Source organism: Streptomyces sp. NPDC003247, from assembly GCF_042888135.1.
Taxonomy (GTDB): domain Bacteria; phylum Actinomycetota; class Actinomycetes; order Streptomycetales; family Streptomycetaceae; genus Streptomyces.
In genome coordinates this window covers 525,577-549,180 of sequence record NZ_JBIAPF010000007.1, presented here as the reverse complement: position 1 = coordinate 549,180, position 23,604 = coordinate 525,577, and the positions used below count along the sequence as shown (strand labels likewise).

The window sequence follows — 23,604 nt, the reverse complement described above, 5'->3', positions numbered from 1 at the left end:
GCCGTGTACGGCCGGCTCAGAGACGGGTCCAGCGCCAGGTGGTGGTGGCCTCCAGCGGCTCCAGCGGCGTGACCAGGCGGGGGTGGGTGTTCAGGCCGTCGGGCGGGCCGGTCTGCGGCTCCACGCACACGGCCGCCTCCTGCTCGTCGTAGACGACGACCCACCGCTCCGGGCTGGTCACCTCCAGCCGGAGCCGCTCCGGCCAGGTGAGGGTGACGTGGACGCCGTCCGGCATGCCGAAGCAGTCGTCCCAGGGGCCCGGCTTCGGGTCGATCCGGTGGCCGGTCGGCAGGTGGTCGTCGCCGCGCTCCTCCTGCCAGGCCGGGTCGAAGGCGACCCGCACCCGCTCGCCGTCCGCGCCGTCGAGGGTGCGGTTGAACCAGGGGTGCCAGCCGATCTGCGCCGGGAACGACGAGCCGTACGTCTCCACCGCCATGGTCAGCGTCAGCGCGTCCTCGGCGAGCGCGACCACCTGGGTGACCCGGCCGGGGTAGGGCCAGGGCTCCACCAGGTCGTACGTCAGGACCGCCTCGTCGGCCGACCTGCGGGCGACCCGCCAGGCGCCGTCGCGGACGGTGCCGTGGATGGCGTGCGGCGGGGAGTTGAGCGGCATCTGGTGGACGGTCGCGCCGTCCCGGAACCGGCCGTCCCGGACCCGCCCGCACCAGGGCACCATCGGGAAGCAGCCGAAGCGCTCCCCCTGCCGCAGCAGTTCCGCACCGCCGACGCGCAGCCCTCCGACCCGTCCGCCGTTGCCGGGCTGCACGGTCACCTCCGCGTCACCCGCGGTCAGCGTGATGTCTTCGTCGCTCACGGGACGACCCTATCGAGGCGATCAGGGGTACGTCGGCTTCACCGGCGGCGGCGCAGCGCCCTGCCGACCACGATCGCCGACGCCACCACCAGCGCGGCGGCCGGGCCCGCCCAGCGCAGGGTGCTGTTCGGGGTGACGGTCTGCGCGGCCGGGACGGGCGCGTACCGGCCGCGGGGCGGGGCGTGGTCGACCTCCTCGGCACTGCGCCCGATCATCGTCCGGCGGGCGTGCGCGGCCTCGGCGGGGGGTTCGGAGGAGGGGGGGAGGCCGCCCAGACCGTCCATCTCGTCGGCTTCGTCCACCTCGTCGGCTTCGTCCTCTTCGCCGAGGCCGTCGACGTCGTCGAGTCCGTCGATGTCGTCCAGGTCGCCGCCGTCGTCCACGGCATCGGCCCCGCCGTCGATGTCGTCGGCCAGGTCCGATCGGGGGATGCCGGTGTCGGGGACGGCCGGGGGCTCGTCGGCGGGGAGCGGCCGCTCGGGCTCGGGCGCGGCCCCGGCGTCCGCCGCCTCGGCTGCGGCTCCGGCTCCGGCTCCGGCTCCCAGGTTCTCCGCGAAGCGGTTCAGCAGGCGTACGACCGCGCCGTCCACCGCCTCGCCGGGCTGCTGGGCGATCCGGCCGTCCGCGGAGGCGGTGCCATCGAAGCCGAGCGTGGTGCCGTCCTCGGACGCCCCGAGCCGCACGGTGAGCGCGAACTCGACCGTGCCCGTGCCGCGCACCTCGCTCGCGTCGCCCTCCACGGCGTGGGTGCCGTCCTCCCGGGCGGTGACGCGCAGGGTGCCCCGGTAGGTGATCGTGTGGCCGCCGACGCGCACCTTCAGCCGGCCCGCGACGGGCTCGCTCCCGGCGTCCTGCTGGAGTCCGGGGACCGCCCGGGCCACCTGTGCGGGATCGGCGAGGGCCGCCCGCAACCGCTCGACGGGAACCGGAACGAACACCTCATGCTCCATGGAAGCGGAGCCTACCCACGGCGTGTGGAAAAGCACCCGCCGAAACCATGATTCGCACCGCCGCCGCGCCCGCCTCGCGTACCCTCCCGCGCCCGCCTCGCCTACCCTCCCCGCCGCGCCCGCGCCCGCGTCCGCGTCCGCCGTCAGTACCGCGGGTGCACCAGCGTGGAGGCGCGCACGCCCGGTACCGGCCGCCCCGGCGGCCGCTCGTCGTGGTGCGGGCGCAGCGGTGGCGGGTCCGCGGTGCCGGCCAGGACGAAACCCCAGTCGCGGGGGGCGCGGGAGGTGTCCTCGGTGCGGTCGGGGCCGGTGGTGACGCCGGTGTCGCGGCTGTCGACCCGGTAGGGGGTGGTGTGCAGGCCCGCCGCGCGCAGGGTCGTCTCGACCGTCCAGAAGACGCGGCGGCGGGAGGCGACCGGTCCGGCGTGGACGACGAGGCGGCCGCCGGGGCGCAGGACGCGGCGGGCCAGGCCGTAGAACTCCTGGGAGTACAGCTTGGTGCTGGCCGTGATGCCGGGGTCGGGGAGGTCGGCGATCACCACGTCGTAGCGGGCGGCCGGGGTGTCGCGCAGGTGGCGGAAGGCGTCGCCGACGGTGACGTGGACGCGCGGGTCGGCGTAGGCGTGGCCGTTGAGGCGGGACAGGGGCGGGTCGGTGCGGGCCAGGCGGATCAGGCCCGGGTCGAGCTCGACGACGTCGACGCGGTGGACGCCGGGGTGGGTGAGCACCTCGCGGGCGGCCAGGCCGTCGCCGCCGCCGAGGATCAGCACGCGGGCGTGCGGGCCGTCCATCGCGGGGTGGACCAGGGACCGGTGGTAGCGGCGCTCGTCCCGGCCGTCGACGCGGAGCCGGCCGTCGAGGTAGAGGCCGAGGGGGCGGCCCCGGGTGCCGCCGGTGAGGACGACCTCCTGGACGTCGGTCTCCACGGCGACGCGGACGTCGTCGCCGTAGAGGGCGTGGCGGGCGGCGTGTTCGAAGTCGTCGACGAGGACGGCGGCGGAGCCGAGGACGCCGAGCACGCCGACGGTGGCCGTCAGCAGCAGCCAGCGGGTCCGGCCGGTGAGGTCGCGCCGGAACAGGCCCAGCACCAGGGCGCCGCCGGCGACGACGTTGACCGCCCCGGTCAGCAGGGAGCTGGTCAGCTGGCCGAGGAACGGCAGCAGCAGGAAGGGGAAGGCCAGCCCTCCGACGAGCGCGCCGACGTAGTCCGCGGCGAACAGGTCGGCGACGGCGCCGCCCGCGTCCTGGCGGCGGATGCGCTGGATCAGCTCCATCAGCAGCGGGACCTCGGCGCCGATCAGCAGGCCGATGGCGAGGGAGAAGGCGACCAGCAGGATCCGGGGGCCGTTCTCCCACAGGCCGCCCCAGTCCCCCGTCCAGGCGAACACCGCGTACAGCGCGGGCGCGCTGGATCCGCCGACCAGGGCGAGGGTCACCTCGACGGCGGCGAAACCGGCCGCGGCGCGGGGGCGCAGCCGCTTGGCGGCGAGGGAGCCGATGCCCATCGCGAAGACCATCACGGACAGCACGACGGAGGCCTGGGTGACCGAGTCGCCCATCAAGTACGAGGCGAGGGCGACCAGTTCGAGTTCGTACACCAGACCGCAGGCCGCGCAGACGAAGACGCACGCCAGGACCAGGAACCGTCCGGTGTCCGGCCGGACGGGGAGCCGCGCGGGGCCGCGCCAGGGGGGTGGGGCTCCGGGCGGGGCGGGGGCGTGCGGCTCGATCACGACTGCGACGTTACGTCACGGGTGCGGTACGCAACGTCACCCACACGTGTGGAACCCGGGATGTCCGGCCCGCCGCGGGTTTAGGAGCGGCACGGCTGGTCGCCGTTCAGGACCGGCACGACGGTCACCGGTTCGGGAGCGGCACGCCGCTCGCTGGCCCAGGACCGGCACGAGGATCGCCGGTTCAGGACCGGCACGGCGGTCGCCGCTCCGGCCGTGGCTCCCGGCCCTGTCATGTCCGCCCCCGCCGCGTCCGCCCGGGCGACCCGGGCGGCCCGGCCTCACGCCCCCCGGGAGAGGGCCCCCGCGGGCGTCCCGGGCCGCCCGGCCGGCGCCCGGCGGACGCCCACTCTCGTCCTGGTCGCCACCAGCTGCCCGTCCTGCGGGTACGCGTGCCACGTACGCCAGTGCACATGCCCCTCGTGGCGCTGGGCGAGGAGGGCGGTGAAGGCGTGGGGGCTGCCGGGGAAGACACCGGCGAGACCGTGCGGGTGCTCGGCGACGAGGGCCAGCAACTCCTGAGCCCGAGCCGCGAACTGACTTGGCGTCAGGGCCTCGACGTGGGCGGCGAACTCGTACTCCCACTCGCCCAGCCGCTTGGCCACGCCCAGCGGGAGCGGGGTGCTGCTGCCGGGGATGCACGCGACCGTCTCGGAGCACGACCCCCGTTCCTCCTCCAGCAGCACCTGGTGCGACGCGCCGAGCAGCCGCAACTGGAGCTTGGCTCCGGACAGTTCGAGGTCGAGGGTGGCCAGGGCGGGCAGCGGTTCACGCCCCAGGGCCCAGGCGAGGTCGGCCGCGCACGTGTCGGTGTAGGAGGTGTTCAGGGTCGTGAGCATGACTCGGCTCCGCTAGAACGCAAAGGAGAGGGAAGGGTCCCGCGCGCCCCGGCCGACACCGGGGGATCGGCCCCGGCCGGCCCGGTCTGGGGAGGGCGTCCGCGCGGGACGTCCGAGGGGTCCGAGGGGCTGCGTTGGTGACTTAGAGGGAATCATGAACGGTGGCGCCGCCACAGCGTTTTTACCCAACTTCGTAACGTTTCCATCCCTCAGAGGGCTCCCCAGCTCAACTGTTCCACCACGGCGTACGCCGTGCGGCTCACGCGCACCTCCACGCGCCCCGCCGCCGGACGGGAGACGACCGCGGGGCGCCCTGTTCGGGGGCGCCCCGCGGTCCGGATGCGGCTCCCCCGCGGGGAGCTCGGCTGCCCCGTGTCAGCCGCCTCCGCCCCCGCATCCGCCGCCCCCGCCACCGCCACCGCAGGACGAGCCGCCTCCGCAGGACGATCCGCCGCCGCAGGAGTGCCCGCCGCCGTGGCCGCCGGAGTGGCCGGAGTGCCCGCCCGAACGCCCGCCGGAGTCACCGGAGTCGCTCCCCGAGGACGAGGACGCTCCGATGTCACCACCGAGCACCCACCAGCTGCTCGCGCTGTCCGCGCTGTTGTTGTGGCCGCCGGACCCGCGCGAGCCGGCGGAACCGCGCGAGCGGCCGGCGCGGCCCCTCCGTGCGGACCGCGCGGTGCGGCGGGGCCGCGCGGCGTCGACGATCGCGCACACGCCCGTCACCACGACGACGACTCCGAGCACCGCCAGGATGATGCCGATGACCATGGCGTCACCCTCCTTCCGTGTCCCCCGAAGCGACCCCCCGTGGGCGCCTCGCGCACCGGTCGAGCGGTGCGTGAACGGGGGATGCCCGCCCCTCTCACCGGCCAAAGCACACTTGAGGAAGTCCAGAGCTTCGACGCAGGATGACCCTTATGACCTCCACCGCACGCCCCTTCCTCAACCGCCGCCTCGCCGCTTTCGGGACGACGATCTTCGCCGAGATGTCCGCCCTGGCGGTGCGGACCGGAGCCATCAACCTGGGGCAGGGCTTCCCCGACACGGACGGCCCGGAGGAGATCCGGGAGGCCGCCGTACGGGCGCTGCGGGACGGGCGCGGCAACCAGTACCCGCCGGGGCCGGGCGTCCCCGAGCTGCGGACGGCGGTCGCGGAGCACCAGCGCCGCCGCTACGGCCTGACCTTCGACCCGGACACGGAGGTGCTGGTCACCGCGGGCGCCACGGAGGCGATCGCGGCGTCCCTGCTGGCGCTGCTGGAGCCGGGGGACGAGGTGGTCGCCCTGGAGCCGTACTACGACTCCTACGCGGCCTGCATCGCGATGGCGGGCGGGACGCGCGTGCCGGTGACGCTGCGGCCCGACCCCGAGGGGGCCCGGTTCCGGCTCGACCTGGACGAGCTGCGCGACGCGGTCACCGACCGCACCCGGCTGCTGCTGGTCAACACCCCGCACAACCCGACCGGCACGGTCCTCAGCCGTGCGGAGCTGACCGCGATCGCGGACCTGGCGGTGGAGCGGGACCTGCTGGTCGTCACCGACGAGGTGTACGAGCACCTGGTCTTCGACGGGGCGGAGCACGTGCCGCTGGCGTCCCTGCCGGGGATGCGGGAGCGGACGGTCACCATCGGCAGCGCCGGCAAGACCTTCTCGTTCACCGGCTGGAAGGTCGGCTGGGTGACGGGCGCGCCCGCGCTGGTGACGGCGGTGCGGTCGGCCAAGCAGTTTCTGACGTACGTGGCGTCCGGCCCGTTCCAGTACGCGGTCGCCGAGGCGCTCGCCCTGCCCGACAGCTACTTCGACTCCTTCCGCGCGGACCTGCTGGCCAAGCGGGACCTGCTGTCGGCCGGGCTGGCGGACGCGGGCTTCGCGGTGTTCCGGCCGGCCGGCACGTACTTCGTCACCGCCGACATCCGGCCCCTCGGCGAGAGCGACGGCGTCGCGTTCTGCCGGGCGCTGCCGGAGCGGGCGGGCGTGGTGGCCGTCCCGAACGCCGTGTTCTACGACCACCGCGAGGCGGGCGCGCCGTTCGTGCGGTTCGCCTTCTGCAAGCAGACGCACGTGCTGGAGGAGGCGGTGCGGCGGCTGAAGGCGCTGGCCGGCTAGCCGGCGGCCTACCGGGGCGCTTCTTTCCGGTCACCCCCGGGGTCCGGGGTGGCCGGAAACCCGCGCCCCGGCCGCCGGGCGTGTCACAGCCGCGTGACAGCCGTCACTGGTGGATGACGGCACCGAACCCACACCCCTCCGCCGCCGTCATGCTGATCGGAAGAGAGAAACGGGCAGCTGACCGGGCTGCCGTACGGCAGCGCGCGAGCTGCCTCGAAAGGACTCCCCATGAACAGCCGCCGTCTGCGCACCGCTCTCGTCGTGACCGCCGCCGTCTCGGCCGGTCTGCTGATGACCGCCTGCGAGGGCGACGCCACCGCGACGTCCCCCGCCGCCTCGGCGGAGTCCACCGCGTCCGGGACCGCCGCGTCGGGATCCGCCACGCCGGGTGCCTCGGGCTCGGGAACGAGCGGCAGCGGCTCCTCCGCGACGTCCGGCGGCTCGTCCGGCACCGACTCCGGCACCGACTCCTCCGACGAGGCCGGGGACAAGACCGGCTACGGCCAGTCCTGCGGCACCAACGACCTGACCTGGAGCGCCCAGGAGATGAGCCAGGCGGGCGGCTACTTCCTGATCAGCGTGAAGGCCAAGGACGGCATCACCTGTGTGCTGCCCGGCGGTCTCCCCGTGGTGGCCTTCGGCTCCGGCGGCACGGAGGCCGCCGCCGCCGAGCAGGTCGCCGGGGACGAGCTCACCCTCTCCGGTGACACGACGGCCTACGCCGGTCTCAGCCCCAAGAGCACCAGCGGGAACGAGGGCGTCGAATACACCACGGTGATCGTCTCCGCCGCGTCCGACGACCCCAACCCGGAGTCCCTGGAGATCGGCACCGTCCTCGTGGACGAGCCGCTCGTCACCAACTGGCACACCGCCCAGCAGGACGCCGTGCCCTTCACCTCCTGACGGCCTCCTGACGACCTCCCGACGACGGCGAGAGCCCGGCCCGTCGCGACCGTGGTGGTCGCGGCGGGGCCGGGCTCTCCCGTGCGGACGGGGCGTGTGCGGTCGCGTGCGCCGGTACGCCGTCGCCGCCGGGCCTCACGCCGTGTCGCGAGGCGTCACGCGTCGTCGCCCTCGTCGGGCGTGTCCGCGTCGTTGACCTCCTTCTCCAGGCCCAGCTGCTCCGCGAGCCACTTGTCGAACTCGATGGCGGCGCGGACCCAGCTCACCGTCGAGGAGACGAACAGCTCGATGTTCACCCCGGCGCCGATCAGCATCTGCGCCTCGCCGATGAGGCGGACGGTGCCGTCGTCGTGGGTGTGGGTGTAGACCTTGGGCCACAGGGTGCGGCGGTTCCAGTCGTCGACGGACTCCAGCAGCTGCGGCTTGTCGTCGATCTTGTGGGGGCGGTCGTAGAACGTACGCACCGAGTAGACCGCCTGGTCGCCCTCGCCGCGGAACATGAAGTACGTACGGAATTCCTCCCACGGCGCCGCGAGGTCACCCTCGTCGTCGACGACGTACTTCAGCTCCATCTGGTCGAGGAGCTGCTTCACGAGGTCCTGATCCGGAACGACGGGGCCCGCCGGTCCCTGGGGCTGCGGCTCGGGCTGGCCCCCGAAGTTCGGAATCGAGGACGGGTCGATGCTCACCGTGATTTTCCCTTCGTACGGATCCCGCCATCCTCCCCCAGAGGGGGCGGGGGATGGCAACCCCGACCCGGTGTGTATGCCACGGGCTGACGGGATCCGGCCGCCCGGCCCTCCCCGGGCGGCGGGGCGCACGGGTCCGCCTCGGGCGGCGGGGCGCACGGGTCCGCCTCGGGCGGCGGGGCGCACGGGTCCGCCTCGGGCGGCGGGGCGCACGGGTCCGCCTCGGATTCCACGGGCTCCGCACCGCCGCGGCGGTGCGGAGCCCGTGTCGTGCGCCCGGCCGCCGTCAGAGCGTCTTGGCCGCCTGCTCCGCCGTGGCGGGGCCCACGAGGAGTCCGTCGCCGAAGGCGTCCACCCGGACCGTGTCGCCGTCCTTGACCTCGCCCGCCAGGATCTCCTTGGCGAGGCGGTCGCCGATGGCGGTCTGGACGAGGCGGCGCAGGGGGCGGGCGCCGTAGGCCGGGTCGTTGCCCTCGTCGGCGAGCCAGGCCAGGGCCGCGTCGGTGACCTCCAGGGTGAGGCGCCGCTCGGACAGCCGCCGGGCCAGGCGGTCGATCTGGAGGCGGGCGATCCGGCCCAGCTCGTCCTTGTTCAGGGCGGAGAAGACGACCAGGTCGTCGAGCCGGTTGAGGAACTCCGGCTTGAAGGAGGCCCGGACGACCTCCAGGACCTGCTCCTTCTTCTCCTCCTCCGTCGACACCGGGTCGACCAGGTACTGGCTGCCCAGGTTGGACGTCAGCACCAGGATGGTGTTGCGGAAGTCGACCGTGCGCCCCTGCCCGTCCGTGAGGCGGCCGTCGTCGAGCACCTGGAGCAGGACGTCGAAGACCTCGGGGTGCGCCTTCTCCACCTCGTCCAGCAGGACGACGCTGTACGGGCGGCGGCGGACGGCCTCGGTGAGCTGGCCGCCCTCCTCGTAGCCGACGTACCCGGGGGGTGCGCCGACGAGCCGGGCGACGCTGTGCTTCTCGCCGTACTCCGACATGTCGATGCGGACCATCGCCCGCTCGTCGTCGAAGAGGAAGTCGGCGAGCGCCTTGGCGAGCTCGGTCTTGCCGACGCCGGTCGGGCCGAGGAAGAGGAAGGAGCCGGTGGGGCGGTCGGGGTCGGCGATGCCGGCGCGGGACCGGCGTACGGCGTCGCTCACCGCGCGGACGGCCTCGCCCTGGCCGATGAGCCGCCGGCCCAGCTCCTCCTCCATGCGCAGCAGCTTCTGCGTCTCGCCCTCCAGGAGCCGGCCGGCCGGGATGCCGGTCCAGGAGGCGACGACGTCGGCGATGTCGTCGGAGCCGACCTCCTCCTTGACCATGGTGTCCTTCGCGGCCTCCTCCTCGGCCTCCGACGCGGCCTCCAGGTCGCGCTCGACGGCCGGGATCTCGCCGTACAGCAGCTTGCTGGCGGAGTCGAAGTCGCCGTCGCGCTGGGCTCGTTCGGCCTGGCCGCGGAGTTCGTCGAGCTTCTCCTTCAGCTCGCCGACCCGGTTGAGGGACTGCTTCTCCTTCTCCCAGCGGGCGGTGAGGCCGCGCAGCTCCTCCTCCTTGTCGGCGAGGTCGCGGCGCAGCTTCTCCAGCCGCTCGCGGGAGGCGGGGTCGGTCTCCCTGCCGAGGGCCAGCTCCTCCATCTTCAGCCGGTCGACGGCGCGCTGGAGTTCGTCGATCTCGACGGGGGACGAGTCGATCTCCATGCGCAGCCGGGAGGCGGCCTCGTCGACGAGGTCGATGGCCTTGTCGGGCAGGAAGCGGGAGGTGATGTACCGGTCGGAGAGGGTCGCGGCGGCGACCAGCGCGCTGTCCGCGATCTGCACCTTGTGGTGGGCCTCGTACCGCCCCTTGAGCCCGCGCAGGATGGCGATGGTGTCCTCGACGGTCGGCTCGGCGACCAGCACCTGCTGGAAGCGCCGCTCCAGGGCGGGGTCCTTCTCGATCCGCTCCCGGTACTCGTCCAGCGTGGTCGCGCCGACCATGCGCAGCTCACCGCGGGCGAGCATGGGCTTGAGCATGTTGCCGGCGTCCATGGCGGAGTCCCCGCCGGCGCCCGCGCCCACGACGGTGTGCAGTTCGTCGATGAAGGTGATGATCTGCCCGTCGGAGTCCTTGATCTCGGCGAGGACGGTCTTCAGCCGCTCCTCGAACTCACCGCGGTACTTCGCGCCGGCGACCATCGCGCCCAGGTCCAGCGCGACGAGCCGCTTGTCCTTGAGGGACTCGGGCACGTCGCCCTTGACGATCCGCTGGGCGAGCCCCTCCACGACGGCGGTCTTGCCGACGCCGGGCTCGCCGATGAGGACGGGGTTGTTCTTGGTGCGCCGGGACAGCACCTGCACGACGCGGCGGATCTCGGTGTCCCGTCCGATGACGGGGTCGAGCTTGCCCTCCCGCGCGGCGGCGGTGAAGTCGGTGCCGAACTTCTCCAGCGCCTTGTACTGCCCCTCCGGGTCGGCGGAGGTCACCCGGCGCCCGCCGCGGGCCTTGCGGAAGGCGTCGAGGAGCTTCTTGGCGGTGGCGCCCTGCCGGGCGAGCACGTCACCGGCCTGCCCGCCCTTGGCGGCGATCCCGATGAGCAGGTGCTCGGTCGACAGGTACTCGTCGCCCAGCTCCCGGGCCCGCGCCTGCGCGTCCGCGATCACGGCGAGCAGCTCGCGGTTGGGCTGCGGGGGCGCGACGGTGGACCCGGTCACGCTGGGCAGCGCGCCGATCACCTTCTCGGCGCCGGCCCGCACGGCCGCCTGGTCGGCGTCGACGGCGGCGAGCAGATCGACGATGTTCTCGTTGTCCTGCCCCTGGAGCAGCGCGAGGAGCAGGTGGCCTGGGGTGAGGTCGGGGTGTCCCTCGGACACGGCCCGGTTGCCGGCCGTCTGGATGGCGTCCCGGCTCCGGTTGGTCAGCTCGGCGTCCACGTTCGCTGTCTCCTCCTTGCGTCAGCCGTCACACTGACTCGCACAACGTACACAAAGTTGAGTCTATTCCACTCAAGGCGGTGCTGGGGAGTTCCGCGGCGACTAAGTTCCGCACCATGGCCGCATACCCGCAGAACCCGGGCGCTCCCGACGCCGCGTACCTCGCCTTCTGGCGTGAACGCCATCTGTGCACCCTGACCACACCACGCCCGGACGGTTCCCCGCACGTGGTTCCGGTCGGTGTCACATACGATCCCGAGGCCCGCGTCGCTCGCGTCATCACCGACGGAGCCAGCGCCAAGGCGGCCAACGTCCGGGCCGCCGGCCCCGAGGGGGCCCGGGTCGCGGTCTGCCAGGTGGACGGCCGCCGCTGGGCCACCCTGGAGGGCCGGGCCTCCGTCCACGCGGACCCGGAACGCGTCGCCGAGGCCGAGCGCCGCTACGCCGAGCGCTACGGGCACGCCCCGCGCCCCAATCCCACCCGCGTGGTGATCGAGATCGAACTGAGCGGGGCCATGGGCCGGGGCTGAGACCGGCAGGCCGCGGGGCGGGCGGAGCGGACGGAAAGGCGGGCCGACCGCCCGGTCAGCACCGGTCGGCACCGAGGGTGACCAGTTCCACACCCACCGCTTTTCGGCCACCGCGCGGGGATTCCGTACCCCGACATGTCACCGCAAACTGCAGCGGCGTCACCGTGTTCAGGTCACGGTGACGCCGCTGCGGGGGGAAGCGCCTGAGGCGATCTGTTACGACGGGGGAATCGCGTCAGGCACTGCGGGGGGTGGCTGAGATGGTCCTCGGGACGGCGGGGCTCACCGGCTCCGCCAGCTGGTGGTCACGCTGATCGAGGTTCACGAAGATCATTCCGTACCGGATGGCACACCGGACGGGCTGCGGCGCGCCCCGGGGCCGCCGCAGGCACCGGAAGGCCCGTACGTCGTCGTCGTCGTCCCGCGTCACGACCACCGGCTCTCCGAACACGGTCACCATCAACGAGTCGCCGCTGTGGGGGATGGCGGTGACCAGGTCGATGAAGTGCCAGCCGGAGCGGTAGGCGGTGGCCATCTCGCGGCGGAACGAACGATCGTCGGGTGGTGTGGTCATCGTGATCAGTCCCACCTGCTGTCAAGGGGGACGACCTGCGTGTCCTCACTGGCGACCGCGGCGATCACGGTCTGAGCACCACCCGTCTTGTGCGCGTCGCTCTTCGCTTCGGAGAGGCCGGCCAGCGTTCCGACGGCCACAACGGCGGAGAAGGCGGCGACAAGCACCGAGCGAAGCATTCTCTTACGCATAGTCGGCTTCGTCCTCACTTGAAGGTCCCCTCTTCCCCCGTCGAGTAAGACGATGGCTCATTCAGGCACGTCATGGCCACACGATCGGTGCATCATGTTCCTGCATGTTCAGGACCCTGGGGGGTGGAGATTTGGCAACAAATGGGATTAAGGCGGCACATCCCCATGCGGTGACCGAGCTGTGTGAGGAGGGAAGCCGTCTCTACGCGAACGCCCTGCGCACCGGCCGCATCCTCCGTGCCGACGTCGAACCCGCTCCCTGCCTGATGGAGTTCGCCCTCCTCCACCCCGACCCCGACGACGCCAACTGGCTGCGGCCGGTCCCCCCGTCCATCGCCCTGGCCCAGCGGCTGCACCCCCTCGAGCGCGAGATCACCGAGAGCCGGCGGCTGTCGATCGCGCTCACCGACGTCTTCGAACCCTTCATGGCCCTCAGCGCCCAGGAGACCGCCCCCACCCACTCGATCACCGTGCTGGAGGGCCTCGACCGGATCAACGCGGCGCTCGACCTCGCCACCTCGCAGTGCCGCACCGAGATGCTCACCGTGCAGCCCAGCGGCCGCCGCAGCCCCGAGAACCGGCTCCTGGAGGCCCTGGAGCGCGACAGACCGCTGATCGAGCGCGGCGTGCGCATCCGCACCCTCTACCAGCACACGGCCCGCTACAGCCCCGACCGGCTGGCCTACGTCGACCAGTTCACCGACGGCAAGGTCGAGTACCGCACCATCGACGAACTCGTCGAGCGCCTGATCATCTGCGACGAGGCCGTCGCCTTCATCCCCATCCGCGACGACCGGCAGGTCGCCCTCGAACTGCGCCACCCCGGCCTCGTCAGCTACCTCACCAAGGTCTTCGAGTTCATGTGGGGCCGCGCGGTGCCCCTCAGGGCCGGGACACCGTACGAGACCGATCCGGACGGCATCACCGACATCCAGCACTCCATCGCCAAGCTCCTCGTCGAGGGGCACGTCGACGAGGCCATCGCCCGCAGGCTGGGGATGAACGTCCGCACCTGCCGGGCCCACATCGCCAAGCTCGCCACCGCCCTGGGCAGCGGCAGCCGCGCCCAGCTCGGCTTCCTCATCGCCCAGTCGGGAATCCTCGACCGGGAGCACTGACCCACCCGCCGGGACGCCCGGACCGCCATGCCCGCCCCACCCCTCCGGGCATGGCACCCCACCCCTCCGGGCCGTCCCACCCGACCCCTACGGCCGTCCCGCCCCACCCCTCCGGCCGACCCGCACGACCCCCACGGGCATCCCGCACCACCCGCCCGGCCGACCCGCACGACCCCCACGGGCATCCCGCACCACCCGCCCGGGCAGCATCGCCCTACCCGTCGCACGGGACCCGCCGGCCCTGGCGGTCCCACCGCCCCCACCAGCCCATCGGCCCCCACCCCACTCCCCACACCGCCAGCCCATCGGCCCCCACCCCCGCTCCCCCCCACCAGCCCACGGTGCTCCCCACCAACCCCACCGGCCCGGCCGGCCCCCGGCCCCGGCCCGACCGACCCCCGGGCCGGCCGCGCCACCCCCGCCACCACCCCGCACGCCGAACCGGGAGCACCGCACACCCGAGGAGAGAGTCACGCGTGACTGCGGCAGCGCACGACCACGGTCCGGACGGGCCCTGCGAGGCGGCCCTGGAGCTCTACGCGCGCGCCCTGCGGTCGGGCGGCGTCCCGGCGCACGAGGCGGAGCAGTACCCCTGTCTGGTCGACGCCGGGCTCCTGCGGCCCGGCCCCGGCGACCCGCACCGGCTGCACCCGCTGGCCCCGGCCGTCGCCCTGCCCCGCCTGCTGCGCGCCGTCGCCGAGGACATAGCCCGCCGGCGCCGGCAGGAGACCCGGCTCGCCGAGGCGTTCGCACCGCTCCTCGCGCTCGCCGTACCCGGCGCCGACCCGGCGGACCCCGCCGAACTCGTCCTGATCAGCGGGCTCGGCCGGATCAACCAGGTCCTCACGCGCACCATGACGCGGGCCACCGGCGAGGTGCTGGCCATCCAGCCGCACGCGAGCCACGTGGGCCCGCCGCCCGAGGTGCACGCCGAGGCCCTCGACCGCGACCAGGCCTTCCTCGACCGCGGCGGCCGTATCCGCACGCTCTACCAGCACACCACCCGGCACATCCCCACGGTCCAGGCGCGCTACGAACGGCTGCGGGGCGACGTGGAGGCCCGCACCCTCGACGAGATCACCGAGCGTCTCCTCGTCGTCGACCGCACGGTCGCCTTCCTCCCCGCCAGCAGGGACCGCACCCTCGCCCTGGAGGTCCGCCACCCCGCCCTGATCGACTACTTCGCCACCGTCTTCGACCGCCTCTGGCGGCTCGCGACACCGATGTACCCGGAGGCCGTCCGGCAGCCCAGTCTCAACGGCGTCACCCCCCGCCAGCGCGCGATCGCCGCCCTCCTCGTCGAGGGCCACACCGACACCGTCATCGCCGACCGCCTCGGCATGAACGTCCGCACCGCGCGCGTCCACATCGCGAAACTGGCCGCCACCCTCGGCAGTGAGAGCCGCGCCCAGCTCGGCTACCTCATCGGACGGTCGGGGATCCTCGACCGGGAACGATGACCGGCGCGGCCACCTCGGGCAGGTGCCCGTCCAGGCCCACCTGCGCGATCCGCACGCCCAGCTGGGTACGGCTCGCCGCGCCCAGCGTCTCCGACAGACGGGCGATGTGCGCCCGGCAGGTGCGGACGCTGATGCCCAGCCGCTCCGCGATCACCGCGTCCTGGTGCCCCTCCGCGAGCAGGGCCGCGATGGACTGCTCCCGGTGCGAGATGCCCTCGATCCGGGTGTCGGGCAGCGGCGCGGTCAGCGGGATCGCCAGCCGCCAGAGGCGTTCGAAGACGGTGACCAGGTAGGCGATCAGGGCCGGGTGGCGCAGCTCCAGCGCCATCGTGCGGTCGGCGTTGGCGGGGATGAAGGCGACCGTCCGGTCGAAGAGCATCAGCCGGTCGACGACCTCGTCCAGGGTCCGCGCCTCGACCGTGTCGCCCATCAGTTCCAGGTAGTTGAGCAGGCCCTGGCCGTGCCGGGCCACATGGTTGTACAGGTCCCGCATGCGCACGCCCCGCCCGCGCAGCGCCAGCGCCCGGTGCAGGCCCTCGGACAGCTCGTGCTCGCGCCGGATGCCGCCGGGCTGGACCGTCAGCACCTCGGTCGTACACGCGTCCGTCGCCTGGTCCAGGGCCGCCTGGATGCGGGAGGCACCGTCCAGGACGCGGATCGCCGCGCCCTCCCCGGCCACCGGGGCCGGCGCCGGTCCGCCCAGGCCCGCGTACCACTCGAAGGCGGCCACCGCCGAGCCCATCCGCCGCTGGCTCGCGCTGACCTCGTCGTACAGTCCGCGCAGCAGCCGGGTCATGACCTCCTGCGGGGAGGTCGGCACCAGCCAGTCCATGTCGTCGGGGTCCGGGTGGAGCAGGGCGAGCTCCAGCAGACAGGGCACCGGCTCGGCGTCCCGGCGCGGCACACGGCCCCGCCGTACGGCCCGGGAATACACGCGATCCCCGGCCTCGCACAGTCGGTCAGCACCGTGAGGATGCTCCTCCGTCCCGTGCCCGGCCATCGCCCATCCCACCCCCGCTGTCGGCCACTTCCGCAGCGCAACTATGCGCGGCCCGGACCGGCACCGCAACACGGCTCGGACCGCCCGGTCCGCTGGAATACCCCGGTACATACGGGTATCTCCCGGCCTCCGCCGTTCGCACTGCAACAAGTTGGGGGTGTCAGAAGTTTCGTGCCCGCCCGTTCCGCCCGGGTTTCGGGGCGGGGAGCGGCGGAACGCGGGCGGTGAGGGGCGGGCGGCGGAACGCGGGCGCCGCCGGCGCTCCGGGGCACGCGGAAGGGGGGCACGCGATGCGCGTGCCCCCCTCCCTTCCGCCGTGCCGTCGGCGTCAGTTGAGCTTGATGGCCGCGCAGGCGGCCTCGTACTTGGCGGTGCAGATGTCGGACACGTCGTAGATGCCGTCCGCGACGACCGTGCTCTCGATGTTGGACTTCGTCAGCGCGACCACGGTGACCAGCTGGGCCGGGATGTCCTTGTCGGTGGCACTGTCGACCGTGTCACGGGTGAGGGAGTCGAACTGGATCTCCCGGCCCCGCACCTTGGCGACGGCCATCTCCGCGGCGGCCTCCGCCATCTCCGGGTAGGGCTTGTACACGCTCATGTACTGCTGGCCGCTGACGATCCGCTGCACCGCCGACAGTTCCGCGTCCTGGCCGGTGATCGGCGGCAGGTCGGAGTCGCTGACGCCCGCGGCCTCCAGCGCCTTGAGGATGCCGCCGGCCATGGCGTCGTTCGCGGAGTAGACGGCCGCGAGGTTGTCCGCGCCGATCTTCTCGATCGCCTCGGTCATCTGGGACTGGGCGACCTCCGGGCTCCAGTCCTTGGTGTCGTAGGACTCGGCGATCGTCACCTGGTCCTGGAGCTCGCTCAGCGCGCCGGCCTTGAACTGCGCGGCGTTCGGGTCGGTCGGCGAGCCGTTCATCATGACGATCTGGTCGGAGGTGTCGGCCGTGCCGAGCGCCTCCAGGAGGCTGCGGCCCTGCACCTCGCCGACCAGCTCGTTGTCGAAGGAGACGTACGCGTCGATCGGGCCCTCGGCCAGGCGGTCGTAGGCGATGACCGGGATGCCCGCGTCCTTGGCCTTCTGCACGGTGTCCGCGATGGACTCCGCGTCGACGGCGTCCAGCAGGATGAGGTCGACCTGGTCGTCGATCATCCGCTGCATCTGGGTCACCTGGGTGTCCGCGTCGGCGGCCGCGTTGGCGTACTCGACCTTGCCCTTGTCGTTGGTGAGGGAGGCGACCTTCTCCTTGAGGATGGGGTAGTCGAACTCCTCGTACCGGGTGTTCGTCTTCTCCGGCATCAGCATGCCGATGACCATGTCGTCACCCTTGGTCGGCGTCGCGTCGGCGGCGTCCTCTGTGGCGCTCAGCATCCCGCATCCGGCGAGCGAGAGGGACAGCGTGGAGGCGGCCACGGCCATGGCGATACGACGGCGCATTAGGGGGCTCACTTCAGGTGCGTTTTCCGGACATGGGTTCGGCATGTTGACCCAGGTGCTTCAAAAGCCAACGCGTCGGCAACCACCGACGTCAAGCGGTACTACTTAACGAAGTAGCAACATCACCCTCCGCTTAGCGCGTGAAGACACATGGAGACGAGGCGAACTCCCCTCCAAACACCCTTTACGGGCCCTTCACTCGACGGCGTCTCAGGAAACCCCGAGGAACCGCACAACCACGGCGACCCCTGGCGAGTCGATCACTGGACGGCCGACCTGCCGTCCTTCGTCGAACAGAGGATCCGACGCATCGCATGAACCGCATGAACCGCATGAACCGCCCCGCCCGCGGGGTCTTAACCAGGCGCGCGACCGCCGTCGTGCTCGCCCTGACCGGCGGCCTCGTCACCACCGCCACCGCCACCCCCGCCGCCGCGGCGACCACCTGCGCCTCCCCCGTCTACAAGCGGCAGATCTTCTCGAACACCACCTTCTCCGGCACCCCGAAGAAGACCGCCTGCGACGCCGCGGTCAACGAGAACTGGGGCACCAAGGCCCCGGCCTCCGGCGTCCCGTCCAACAACTTCGGCGTCCGCTGGACGGTCACCCGCGACTTCGGCTCCGGCGGCCCGTTCACCTTCACCGCCACCGCCCAGGACGGCATCCGGGTGTACGTCGACGGCGTCCGCAAGATCAGCCTCTGGAAGAACGTCTCGTCGACGGTCTCCAAGACGCTGAACATCGCCATCCCGCACGGCAAGCACACCCTCCGCATCGACTACGTCAACTGGACGGGCAAGGCGAACGTCAAGTTCGCCTACGCGCCGCGCACTTCGGCGTCGGTGGACAAGGTGAAGCCCCTGGTCGTGACCGGCTTCTCGTCGGCCTACGACAAGACGACCGGCAAGATGAAGCTCACCTGGGCGAAGAACAAGGAGATGGACCTCGCCGGGTACCGGGTCTACCGCAACATGGAGTACGGCGGCTGGACTCGGCTGACGTCGACGACGGCGACCTCGTACACCGACACCCCGCCGACGGACGGCCACCTCTACTACTACGAGATCCGCGCCTACGACAAGGCGGGCAACGAGTCGGGCGGCAGCCTCGACCAGGAGGTCGTAACCGTCGACCGGACGGCACCGGCCGCGATCACGCGGATCGACGGCTCCCTCTTGGCGGAAGGTGCCTACACCGGCTGGGACGTGGTTGAGGACGCGGCCTCGTACCGGGTGTACCGGGCGACGGAACCCGGCGGCGCGTTCACCCTCGTGGGCACCACGAAGGGCAGTTACTACGTGGACAGGACGATCGCCGAGCGGGCCTCCTTCTACTACCGCGTGTCGGCGCTGGACTCGGCCGGCAATGAATCCGCGCAGTCCGCAGCGGTCAAGGCATCGCGCGGTGACCTCACCCCGCCGCCCGCCCTGACCGGGCTGACCGCCACCCCCACCGAGTACGGCTTCCAGCTGACCTGGGACCCCAGCCCGGCGACCGACGTGGACCACTACACGGTCTACCGGGGGCAACTCCAGGCCGACGGGGAGGGCGAGTCCTGCACCTCCTACAAGGCGGTCGCCTGGGTGGACGACCAGCCCGACGCCACCTCCTTCGCGTACACCACCGTCCCGGACGGTGAGACGGCCTGCCTGGTCGTGGACGTCGTCGACGACTACTACAACTCCGTCTTCCGTGCGAACGGCGAGGCCGCCGGCCAGGTCGCGACCGAACTCGACCTCACGCCGAGCGTTCCGACGCCCGCGGGCTCACCGCTGGAACTGAGCGTGTGGGCGGAGTCGAACGGCCTGGTCTGGCTGGACTGGACCGGCCTCGACGAGTCCTCCCCCGAGGCGGCCGGCGGGTACCGCGTCTACCGCTGGAACCCGGAGACCTCCGCGTACGAGAAGCTGGCCGACACTGCGGCCGCCGACCGCTACTACGACGACCTCACCGCAGAACGCGGCACCACCCACCACTACTGGGTGACCGCCGTCGCCGCCGACGGCACCGAGTCCCTCCCGGCGGCCGGGGCCGTGTCGACCGCGCCGTAGCCCACGGGCATCACGGGGCCCGCACCCGGCGCTCACGCCGTTGTCGCGGGCCCCAGTTCGAACCACACCCCCTTCGCGTACCTCCCCGCCCGCTCCTCGGCGACCCCCCACACATCCGCCATCTCCTCGACGAGCGCGAGCCCCCTCCCCCAGCAGGCCACGGCCCCGGCCGCCGGGTACCCGACCACCGGCGGGTCCGGGCTCTCGTCGAAGACGCTGACGCGCAGCCGCGCCGGAGTGAGGCGGAGCCGGAGCATGGCCGTGCCCTTGGTGTGCAGGTGCACGTTCGTGACGAGTTCCGAGGTGCACAGGGCGGCCGGGGTGACGAGGGGCTCGCGGTCGTGGGTGAAGAGGACGGCGCGGACGAAGTCCCGGCAGACGCGGGGCGAGGTCACGTCCGCGGGGGCGAACAGGCTGTACTCCCAGAGGAGTTGGGTGGGCCGATGGGCGGCACTGCGGGCTGGGTTCATGAGGGCGGCTCCTTCACGGCACAGGGGAGCGATTCCGGTGAGTGACCGGTTCCACACTCACGGTAGAGATAGAGGTTTACAATTTTCAAGCTATCTACCTAGATCGGTGGACGAACTCACCCGACAGGGAGAGACTTTGACGACCGGACTAGGAGTGAACCGTGGGACTGCGCACCACCATCACCGAACGTCAGCGGCGACTCGGTTTCGAACTCAAACACCTGCGCGAAAAAGCAGGTTTGAGTGCTGGTGAGGCCGCCGAGCGGATCGGTATGGGCCGGGCCCAGCTGAGCCAGATCGAGACCGCGAAGACCACGATCCTGACGGAGCGGCTCCGCCAACTCTGCCGTCTCTACGCATGCAAAGATGAGACCTACGTCAACGCCCTTGTCGCCATGTCCGAGGCCACCGGCAAGGGTTGGTGGACCGCCTACAAGAAGCCGATGGAGCAGGGCCCGCTGAACATGGCGGAGCTGGAAGAAGGCGCCGTTGCGCTACGGGTGCACCAGCCGTTGCTCATCCCGGGTCTCTTCCAGACCGTGGACTACGCGCGGGCTCTCTTCGCCACCCCGGGCCTGGGCTTCGAACGGATCGAAGAGGCACTGAAGTTCCGCATGGAGCGACAGCGCGTGCTCACCCGCGACGACCCGCCCGCCGTGCACGCCGTGATCCACGAATCCGCTCTGCACATGCGATTCGGCGGCACCGAGGTGCTGCGCGGTCAACTGCTGCGTCTGATCGAGCTGGCTCGGCTGCCCAATGTCACCGTGCAGATCTATCCCTTCACCTCGCGGGCTCACCCGGCTCTCTCCAGCAGCTTCGTCCACGTCGTCCCCGCCGTCGCCGAACTGGGCACAGTGGTGCTCGAACAGTTCGGCAGCATGCAGTACTTGGGAGACCGCGCCAGCCAGGTCCAGTACGGGACGCTGTTCGAGAGTCTCGCCGAGTACGCCCTCGCCCCCGTCGACGTATCGTTGGCCCCGGAAGCACACTCCGTGAAGGACTCGCTGGCTCTCATCCAGCACCTGCTCTACACCCTTTGAGGAGGCCCGGATGTCTGAGCACCTCACCTGGCAGAAGTCGTCGTTCAGCGGCGGCCCGCAAGGAGAGTGTCTCTACCTCGCCCCCACCGCCGACGGCGGAATCCGCCTCCGCGAGAGCGACGCCCCGGACACGGTCCTGGCCACCACCCCCACCCCCCTCGCCGCCCTCCTCCAGCACCTCCGCCAGCCCCCGTACAACCTTGCACCCTCCTGAACAACGACCGGAGGGACGCGCCGGGATGCCCGTGTACGGTCAAGGCGATCTTCACGCGTTGACCGGGGACACCATGGGCATCAGGCGGGCACTCACGGTCGGCATCACACTGGTCGCGTTGACGGCGGTGACGGGATGCGAGGACGACGACAGCGCCGCCGCCGACACCACAGGGGCGACCACCGCGCCGAGCTGGGCCCGTACGACGGAGCCGGCCACCGGCAGCGTGTCGGGCGCCGGCACCACCGAGCAGGGTTTCGACGGCGCGCTCCCCGAGGCGACGGACACCACCGCCCTCGCGCGGTACGTCGACCTGTACACCTCGTGCAAGGAGGTCGAGACGGGCGACGCCTACGACGCCGGGCACGACGGATCGGCCACCGCCTGGGGCACGGAGGAGGCGGCGGACCCCGCCTGGGGGATCACGGACCGCGCCGTGTGCAAGGACTTCACCTACCCCATAGCCCTGTTGACGGTGTCGGACATGACGAAGTTCGAGACCCAGGCCAAGGCCAGTGGCGACGAGTTCGCCGTCGGGGAGAACATCGTGGTCGTCCCGGTCGGCGACGACCAGGTGGAGGCCCTGTCGCACTCCGAACTCGCCTTCTTCACCTGCGACGAGGACTTCGCCCCGCCGAGCGACTACCGGACGGAGTCGGCCCTCGTCGACGGCTGCGTGCTGAGCGACTACTGGGAGTCCTGAGCCCACCCGCCCCCTCCCCGCCCCCCTCCAGCACCTCAGGCAGCCGCCGTACAACCTTGCACCCTCCTGAACAGTCCGTCCCGGCGACGGCCGATGACCGCCGTCGCCGAAACGGACCGAAGGACTGCATGAACCGAGCAAGACGCACGACCGCCGCCGCTGCCACGGTCGTGCTCGTCACCGCGGGCGGCCTGCTCGCCGTCACCACCGCGCCCGCCTCCGCCGCCACGACCTGCACCGCGCCCGTCTACCAGCGGCAGATCTTCGCCAACACCACGTTCTCCGGTACGCCGAAGCAGACCGGATGCGACGCCGCGATCAGCGAGAACTGGGGTGCCAAGGCCCCGGCCTCCGGCGTCCCGTCGAACAACTTCGGCGTCCGCTGGACGGTGACCCGCGACTTCGGCTCCGGCGGGCCCTTCGCCTTCACCGCCGCCGTCCAGGACGGTCTCCGCGTCTACGTCGACGGTGTCCGCAAGGTCGACATCTGGAAGAACGGGTCGACGACGGTGACGAAGACCGTCAACCTGACCCTGTCCGCCGGGAAGCACACCCTCCGCGTCGACTACGTGAACTGGACAGGCAGCGCCAACGTCGGCTTCACGTACGCGCCCCGCACCACCGCCACCGTCGACAAGGTCAAGCCGTTGACCCCGACGGGCCTCGCCGCCGCCTACGACACCGCGGCCGGCCGGGCGAAGCTCACCTGGGCGGCGAACAAGGAGATGGACCTCGCGGGGTACCGGGTCTACCGGCGGCCCGCCGAGAGCGCGACCTGGACCAGGCTGGCGGCCACCGCCTCCACCACGTACACCGACACCACCCTCCCGGTGACCGGCGCGGCCTACGCCTATGAGCTGCGCGCCTACGACAAGGCGGGCAACGAGTCGGCGGGCACGGCGGACAAGACCGTCACGACCGTGGACCGGACCGCCCCGGGCGTGCCCGCCGGGCTGTACGTCAACAGCGAGTCCGGGGGCCTGCGGATCAACTGGAGTCAGGTCACGGGAGCGACGTCGTACGGCGTGTACCGCGCGGCGAGCGCCGACGGCACGTACACCCGGATCGGCACCGGCACGGACCAGGCCTCGTACCTGGACACCACCGCCGCCGAGGACGCCACGTACCACTACCGCGTCACCGCGCTGGACACGGCGGGCAACGAGTCCGCGCGGTCCGCCGCCGCGAGCGGCAAGCGCCGGGACCTCACGCCCCCGTCCGCGGTCACCGGGGTGACCGTCACCCCGACCGAGTACGGCTTCCAGGTGACCTGGGACGCCAACCCGACCGCGGACCTGGCGAGTTACACGGTCCGCCGGGGCGAGCTCCTGGGCGACGAGGGCGATGAGCGGGTGTGCTCCCTCTCCGCGGGCTACTCCGTACCGGCCGGCACCACCTCGTACGCGTACACCGTCCTTCCCGACGGTGAGGAGTCCTGCTTCATCGTGGACGCCGTCGACGATGCCGGGAACTCCGCGTTCCGGTGGACCGGCGAGGCGCAGATCGTGACCGCGACCGAGCTGGACATGACACCGAGCGTCCCGACTCCCGACGGCTCGCCCCTGGAGCTGTCCGTGGTGTGGCCGGGCTGGGACGGCGAGGTCTGGCTGGACTGGACCGGCCTCGACGCGTCCTCCCCCGAGGCAGCGGGCGGCTACCGGGTCTACCGCTGGAACCCGGAGACCTCCACGTACGACAAGCTCGCCGACGTCGCCAACGGCGAGCAGGCCTATGAAGACCTGACCGCGCGGACCGGAACCACCCACTACTACTGGGTGACCGCGGTCGCCGCCGACGGCACCGAGTCCCTGCCGGCCGGAGGCGCGGCGGTCACCGCGCCGTAGCGCACGCCACGCGTCCGATCCGCCGTCCGATCC

At 72.2% G+C, this 23,604-nt stretch carries 22 protein-coding genes; 10 read left to right on the top strand and 12 right to left on the bottom strand.

What is annotated here, in order from left to right; genetic code table 11:
• Positions 1 to 16 precede the first annotated feature (16 nt).
• The 5 genes from ACFYWQ_RS25995 to ACFYWQ_RS25975 form a co-directional block, all read right to left on the bottom strand.
• On the bottom strand, positions 17 to 814 hold the full coding sequence (locus ACFYWQ_RS25995; protein WP_389519293.1) for an aldose 1-epimerase: 798 nt from the start codon (positions 812 to 814) through the stop codon (positions 17 to 19).
• Positions 815 to 852: 38 nt separating this feature from the next.
• Positions 853 to 1,764 carry an SRPBCC domain-containing protein gene (locus ACFYWQ_RS25990; RefSeq protein ID WP_389519291.1) on the bottom strand — a complete coding sequence of 304 codons (912 nt, stop codon included), beginning with the start codon at positions 1,762 to 1,764 and terminating at the stop codon, positions 853 to 855.
• Between the two features lie 143 nt (positions 1,765 to 1,907).
• Positions 1,908 to 3,497: a polyamine aminopropyltransferase gene (locus tag ACFYWQ_RS25985; protein WP_389519289.1), complete on the bottom strand. Its 1,590-nt coding sequence runs from the start codon at positions 3,495 to 3,497 to the stop codon at positions 1,908 to 1,910.
• A gap of 281 nt (positions 3,498 to 3,778) precedes the next feature.
• Positions 3,779 to 4,336, bottom strand: a complete 558-nt coding sequence (locus ACFYWQ_RS25980; RefSeq protein ID WP_389519288.1) for a DUF2617 family protein — start codon at positions 4,334 to 4,336, stop codon at positions 3,779 to 3,781.
• A 375-nt stretch (positions 4,337 to 4,711) separates the two neighbouring features.
• Positions 4,712 to 5,107, bottom strand: a complete 396-nt coding sequence (locus ACFYWQ_RS25975) for a hypothetical protein (protein WP_389519287.1) — start codon at positions 5,105 to 5,107, stop codon at positions 4,712 to 4,714.
• A 140-nt stretch (positions 5,108 to 5,247) separates the two neighbouring features.
• Between ACFYWQ_RS25975 and ACFYWQ_RS25970 the strand changes: the two genes are divergently transcribed.
• Both ACFYWQ_RS25970 and ACFYWQ_RS25965 read left to right on the top strand, forming a co-directional pair.
• Complete coding sequence (locus tag ACFYWQ_RS25970; RefSeq protein WP_389519285.1) at positions 5,248 to 6,444, top strand: pyridoxal phosphate-dependent aminotransferase; 1,197 nt, start codon at positions 5,248 to 5,250, stop codon at positions 6,442 to 6,444.
• A gap of 228 nt (positions 6,445 to 6,672) precedes the next feature.
• On the top strand, positions 6,673 to 7,347 hold the full coding sequence (locus ACFYWQ_RS25965) for a DUF4232 domain-containing protein (protein ID WP_389519284.1): 675 nt from the start codon (positions 6,673 to 6,675) through the stop codon (positions 7,345 to 7,347).
• A gap of 155 nt (positions 7,348 to 7,502) precedes the next feature.
• Here the strand turns inward: ACFYWQ_RS25965 and ACFYWQ_RS25960 are convergent, their stop codons facing one another.
• Positions 7,503 to 8,036, bottom strand: coding sequence for a YbjN domain-containing protein (locus tag ACFYWQ_RS25960; protein ID WP_389519283.1), 534 nt, complete (start codon positions 8,034 to 8,036; stop codon positions 7,503 to 7,505).
• Between the two features lie 286 nt (positions 8,037 to 8,322).
• Complete coding sequence (clpB, locus tag ACFYWQ_RS25955; protein ID WP_389519281.1) at positions 8,323 to 10,932, bottom strand: ATP-dependent chaperone ClpB; 2,610 nt, start codon at positions 10,930 to 10,932, stop codon at positions 8,323 to 8,325.
• A gap of 116 nt (positions 10,933 to 11,048) precedes the next feature.
• Between clpB and ACFYWQ_RS25950 the strand changes: the two genes are divergently transcribed.
• Positions 11,049 to 11,462, top strand: coding sequence for a pyridoxamine 5'-phosphate oxidase family protein (locus ACFYWQ_RS25950; RefSeq protein ID WP_389519279.1), 414 nt, complete (start codon positions 11,049 to 11,051; stop codon positions 11,460 to 11,462).
• 235 nt (positions 11,463 to 11,697) lie between these two features.
• Here the strand turns inward: ACFYWQ_RS25950 and ACFYWQ_RS25945 are convergent, their stop codons facing one another.
• Together ACFYWQ_RS25945 and ACFYWQ_RS25940 are read right to left on the bottom strand one after the other, a co-directional pair.
• On the bottom strand, positions 11,698 to 12,036 hold the full coding sequence (locus ACFYWQ_RS25945; protein ID WP_389519278.1) for a hypothetical protein: 339 nt from the start codon (positions 12,034 to 12,036) through the stop codon (positions 11,698 to 11,700).
• A 5-nt stretch (positions 12,037 to 12,041) separates the two neighbouring features.
• Entirely contained in the window at positions 12,042 to 12,245 is a 204-nt protein-coding gene (locus ACFYWQ_RS25940) for a hypothetical protein (RefSeq protein WP_389519277.1), read from the bottom strand.
• A gap of 86 nt (positions 12,246 to 12,331) precedes the next feature.
• Between ACFYWQ_RS25940 and ACFYWQ_RS25935 the strand changes: the two genes are divergently transcribed.
• Positions 12,332 to 13,345 (top strand): helix-turn-helix transcriptional regulator, encoded by a 1,014-nt coding sequence (locus ACFYWQ_RS25935; protein ID WP_389519275.1) that lies wholly within the window; start codon positions 12,332 to 12,334, stop codon positions 13,343 to 13,345.
• A 476-nt stretch (positions 13,346 to 13,821) separates the two neighbouring features.
• Complete coding sequence (locus tag ACFYWQ_RS25930; protein WP_389519274.1) at positions 13,822 to 14,805, top strand: LuxR C-terminal-related transcriptional regulator; 984 nt, start codon at positions 13,822 to 13,824, stop codon at positions 14,803 to 14,805.
• Here ACFYWQ_RS25930 and ACFYWQ_RS25925 read toward each other — a convergent pair.
• Together ACFYWQ_RS25925 and ACFYWQ_RS25920 are read right to left on the bottom strand one after the other, a co-directional pair.
• Complete coding sequence (locus ACFYWQ_RS25925) at positions 14,768 to 15,805, bottom strand: LuxR C-terminal-related transcriptional regulator (RefSeq protein WP_389519272.1); 1,038 nt, start codon at positions 15,803 to 15,805, stop codon at positions 14,768 to 14,770. The genes ACFYWQ_RS25930 and ACFYWQ_RS25925 overlap by 38 nt on opposite strands.
• Before the next feature lie 328 nt (positions 15,806 to 16,133).
• Positions 16,134 to 17,246, bottom strand: a complete 1,113-nt coding sequence (locus ACFYWQ_RS25920) for a sugar ABC transporter substrate-binding protein (RefSeq protein WP_389519270.1) — start codon at positions 17,244 to 17,246, stop codon at positions 16,134 to 16,136.
• Between the two features lie 314 nt (positions 17,247 to 17,560).
• On the opposite strand from ACFYWQ_RS25920, the gene ACFYWQ_RS25915 reads away from it, so the two are divergent.
• Positions 17,561 to 19,297, top strand: a complete 1,737-nt coding sequence (locus tag ACFYWQ_RS25915) for a fibronectin type III domain-containing protein (RefSeq protein WP_389519269.1) — start codon at positions 17,561 to 17,563, stop codon at positions 19,295 to 19,297.
• A gap of 32 nt (positions 19,298 to 19,329) precedes the next feature.
• On the opposite strand, the gene ACFYWQ_RS25910 is transcribed toward ACFYWQ_RS25915, so the two are convergent.
• Positions 19,330 to 19,767, bottom strand: a complete 438-nt coding sequence (locus ACFYWQ_RS25910; protein WP_389519267.1) for an ATP-binding protein — start codon at positions 19,765 to 19,767, stop codon at positions 19,330 to 19,332.
• A 161-nt stretch (positions 19,768 to 19,928) separates the two neighbouring features.
• On the opposite strand from ACFYWQ_RS25910, the gene ACFYWQ_RS25905 reads away from it, so the two are divergent.
• From ACFYWQ_RS25905 to ACFYWQ_RS25890, 4 genes are all read left to right on the top strand, one after another.
• On the top strand, positions 19,929 to 20,810 hold the full coding sequence (locus tag ACFYWQ_RS25905) for a helix-turn-helix domain-containing protein (protein ID WP_389519265.1): 882 nt from the start codon (positions 19,929 to 19,931) through the stop codon (positions 20,808 to 20,810).
• Positions 20,811 to 20,820: 10 nt separating this feature from the next.
• Positions 20,821 to 21,024 (top strand): DUF397 domain-containing protein, encoded by a 204-nt coding sequence (locus ACFYWQ_RS25900; protein ID WP_389519264.1) that lies wholly within the window; start codon positions 20,821 to 20,823, stop codon positions 21,022 to 21,024.
• Positions 21,025 to 21,082: 58 nt separating this feature from the next.
• Positions 21,083 to 21,727 (top strand): hypothetical protein, encoded by a 645-nt coding sequence (locus ACFYWQ_RS25895; RefSeq protein ID WP_389519263.1) that lies wholly within the window; start codon positions 21,083 to 21,085, stop codon positions 21,725 to 21,727.
• Positions 21,728 to 21,855: 128 nt separating this feature from the next.
• Positions 21,856 to 23,571, top strand: coding sequence for a fibronectin type III domain-containing protein (locus ACFYWQ_RS25890; protein ID WP_389519261.1), 1,716 nt, complete (start codon positions 21,856 to 21,858; stop codon positions 23,569 to 23,571).
• Positions 23,572 to 23,604: the final 33 nt, after the last annotated feature.

What these genes read in the sequence shown, in the direction of transcription:
- ACFYWQ_RS25935 (WP_389519275.1), top strand. Translation starts at nt 12,332, where the DNA reads ATGTTCAGGACCCTGGGGGGTGGAGATTTGGCAACAAATGGGATTAAG.
- ACFYWQ_RS25910 (WP_389519267.1), bottom strand. Translation starts at nt 19,767, where the DNA reads ATGAACCCAGCCCGCAGTGCCGCCCATCGGCCCACCCAACTCCTCTGG.
- ACFYWQ_RS25925 (WP_389519272.1), bottom strand. Translation starts at nt 15,805, where the DNA reads ATGGCCGGGCACGGGACGGAGGAGCATCCTCACGGTGCTGACCGACTG.
- ACFYWQ_RS25900 (WP_389519264.1), top strand. Translation starts at nt 20,821, where the DNA reads ATGTCTGAGCACCTCACCTGGCAGAAGTCGTCGTTCAGCGGCGGCCCG.
- ACFYWQ_RS25965 (WP_389519284.1), top strand. Translation starts at nt 6,673, where the DNA reads ATGAACAGCCGCCGTCTGCGCACCGCTCTCGTCGTGACCGCCGCCGTC.
- ACFYWQ_RS25990 (WP_389519291.1), bottom strand. Translation starts at nt 1,764, where the DNA reads ATGGAGCATGAGGTGTTCGTTCCGGTTCCCGTCGAGCGGTTGCGGGCG.
- ACFYWQ_RS25980 (WP_389519288.1), bottom strand. Translation starts at nt 4,336, where the DNA reads ATGCTCACGACCCTGAACACCTCCTACACCGACACGTGCGCGGCCGAC.
- ACFYWQ_RS25950 (WP_389519279.1), top strand. Translation starts at nt 11,049, where the DNA reads ATGGCCGCATACCCGCAGAACCCGGGCGCTCCCGACGCCGCGTACCTC.
- ACFYWQ_RS25890 (WP_389519261.1), top strand. Translation starts at nt 21,856, where the DNA reads ATGAACCGAGCAAGACGCACGACCGCCGCCGCTGCCACGGTCGTGCTC.
- ACFYWQ_RS25920 (WP_389519270.1), bottom strand. Translation starts at nt 17,246, where the DNA reads ATGCGCCGTCGTATCGCCATGGCCGTGGCCGCCTCCACGCTGTCCCTC.
- ACFYWQ_RS25915 (WP_389519269.1), top strand. Translation starts at nt 17,561, where the DNA reads ATGAACCGCATGAACCGCATGAACCGCCCCGCCCGCGGGGTCTTAACC.
- ACFYWQ_RS25970 (WP_389519285.1), top strand. Translation starts at nt 5,248, where the DNA reads ATGACCCTTATGACCTCCACCGCACGCCCCTTCCTCAACCGCCGCCTC.
- ACFYWQ_RS25945 (WP_389519278.1), bottom strand. Translation starts at nt 12,036, where the DNA reads ATGACCACACCACCCGACGATCGTTCGTTCCGCCGCGAGATGGCCACC.
- ACFYWQ_RS25975 (WP_389519287.1), bottom strand. Translation starts at nt 5,107, where the DNA reads ATGGTCATCGGCATCATCCTGGCGGTGCTCGGAGTCGTCGTCGTGGTG.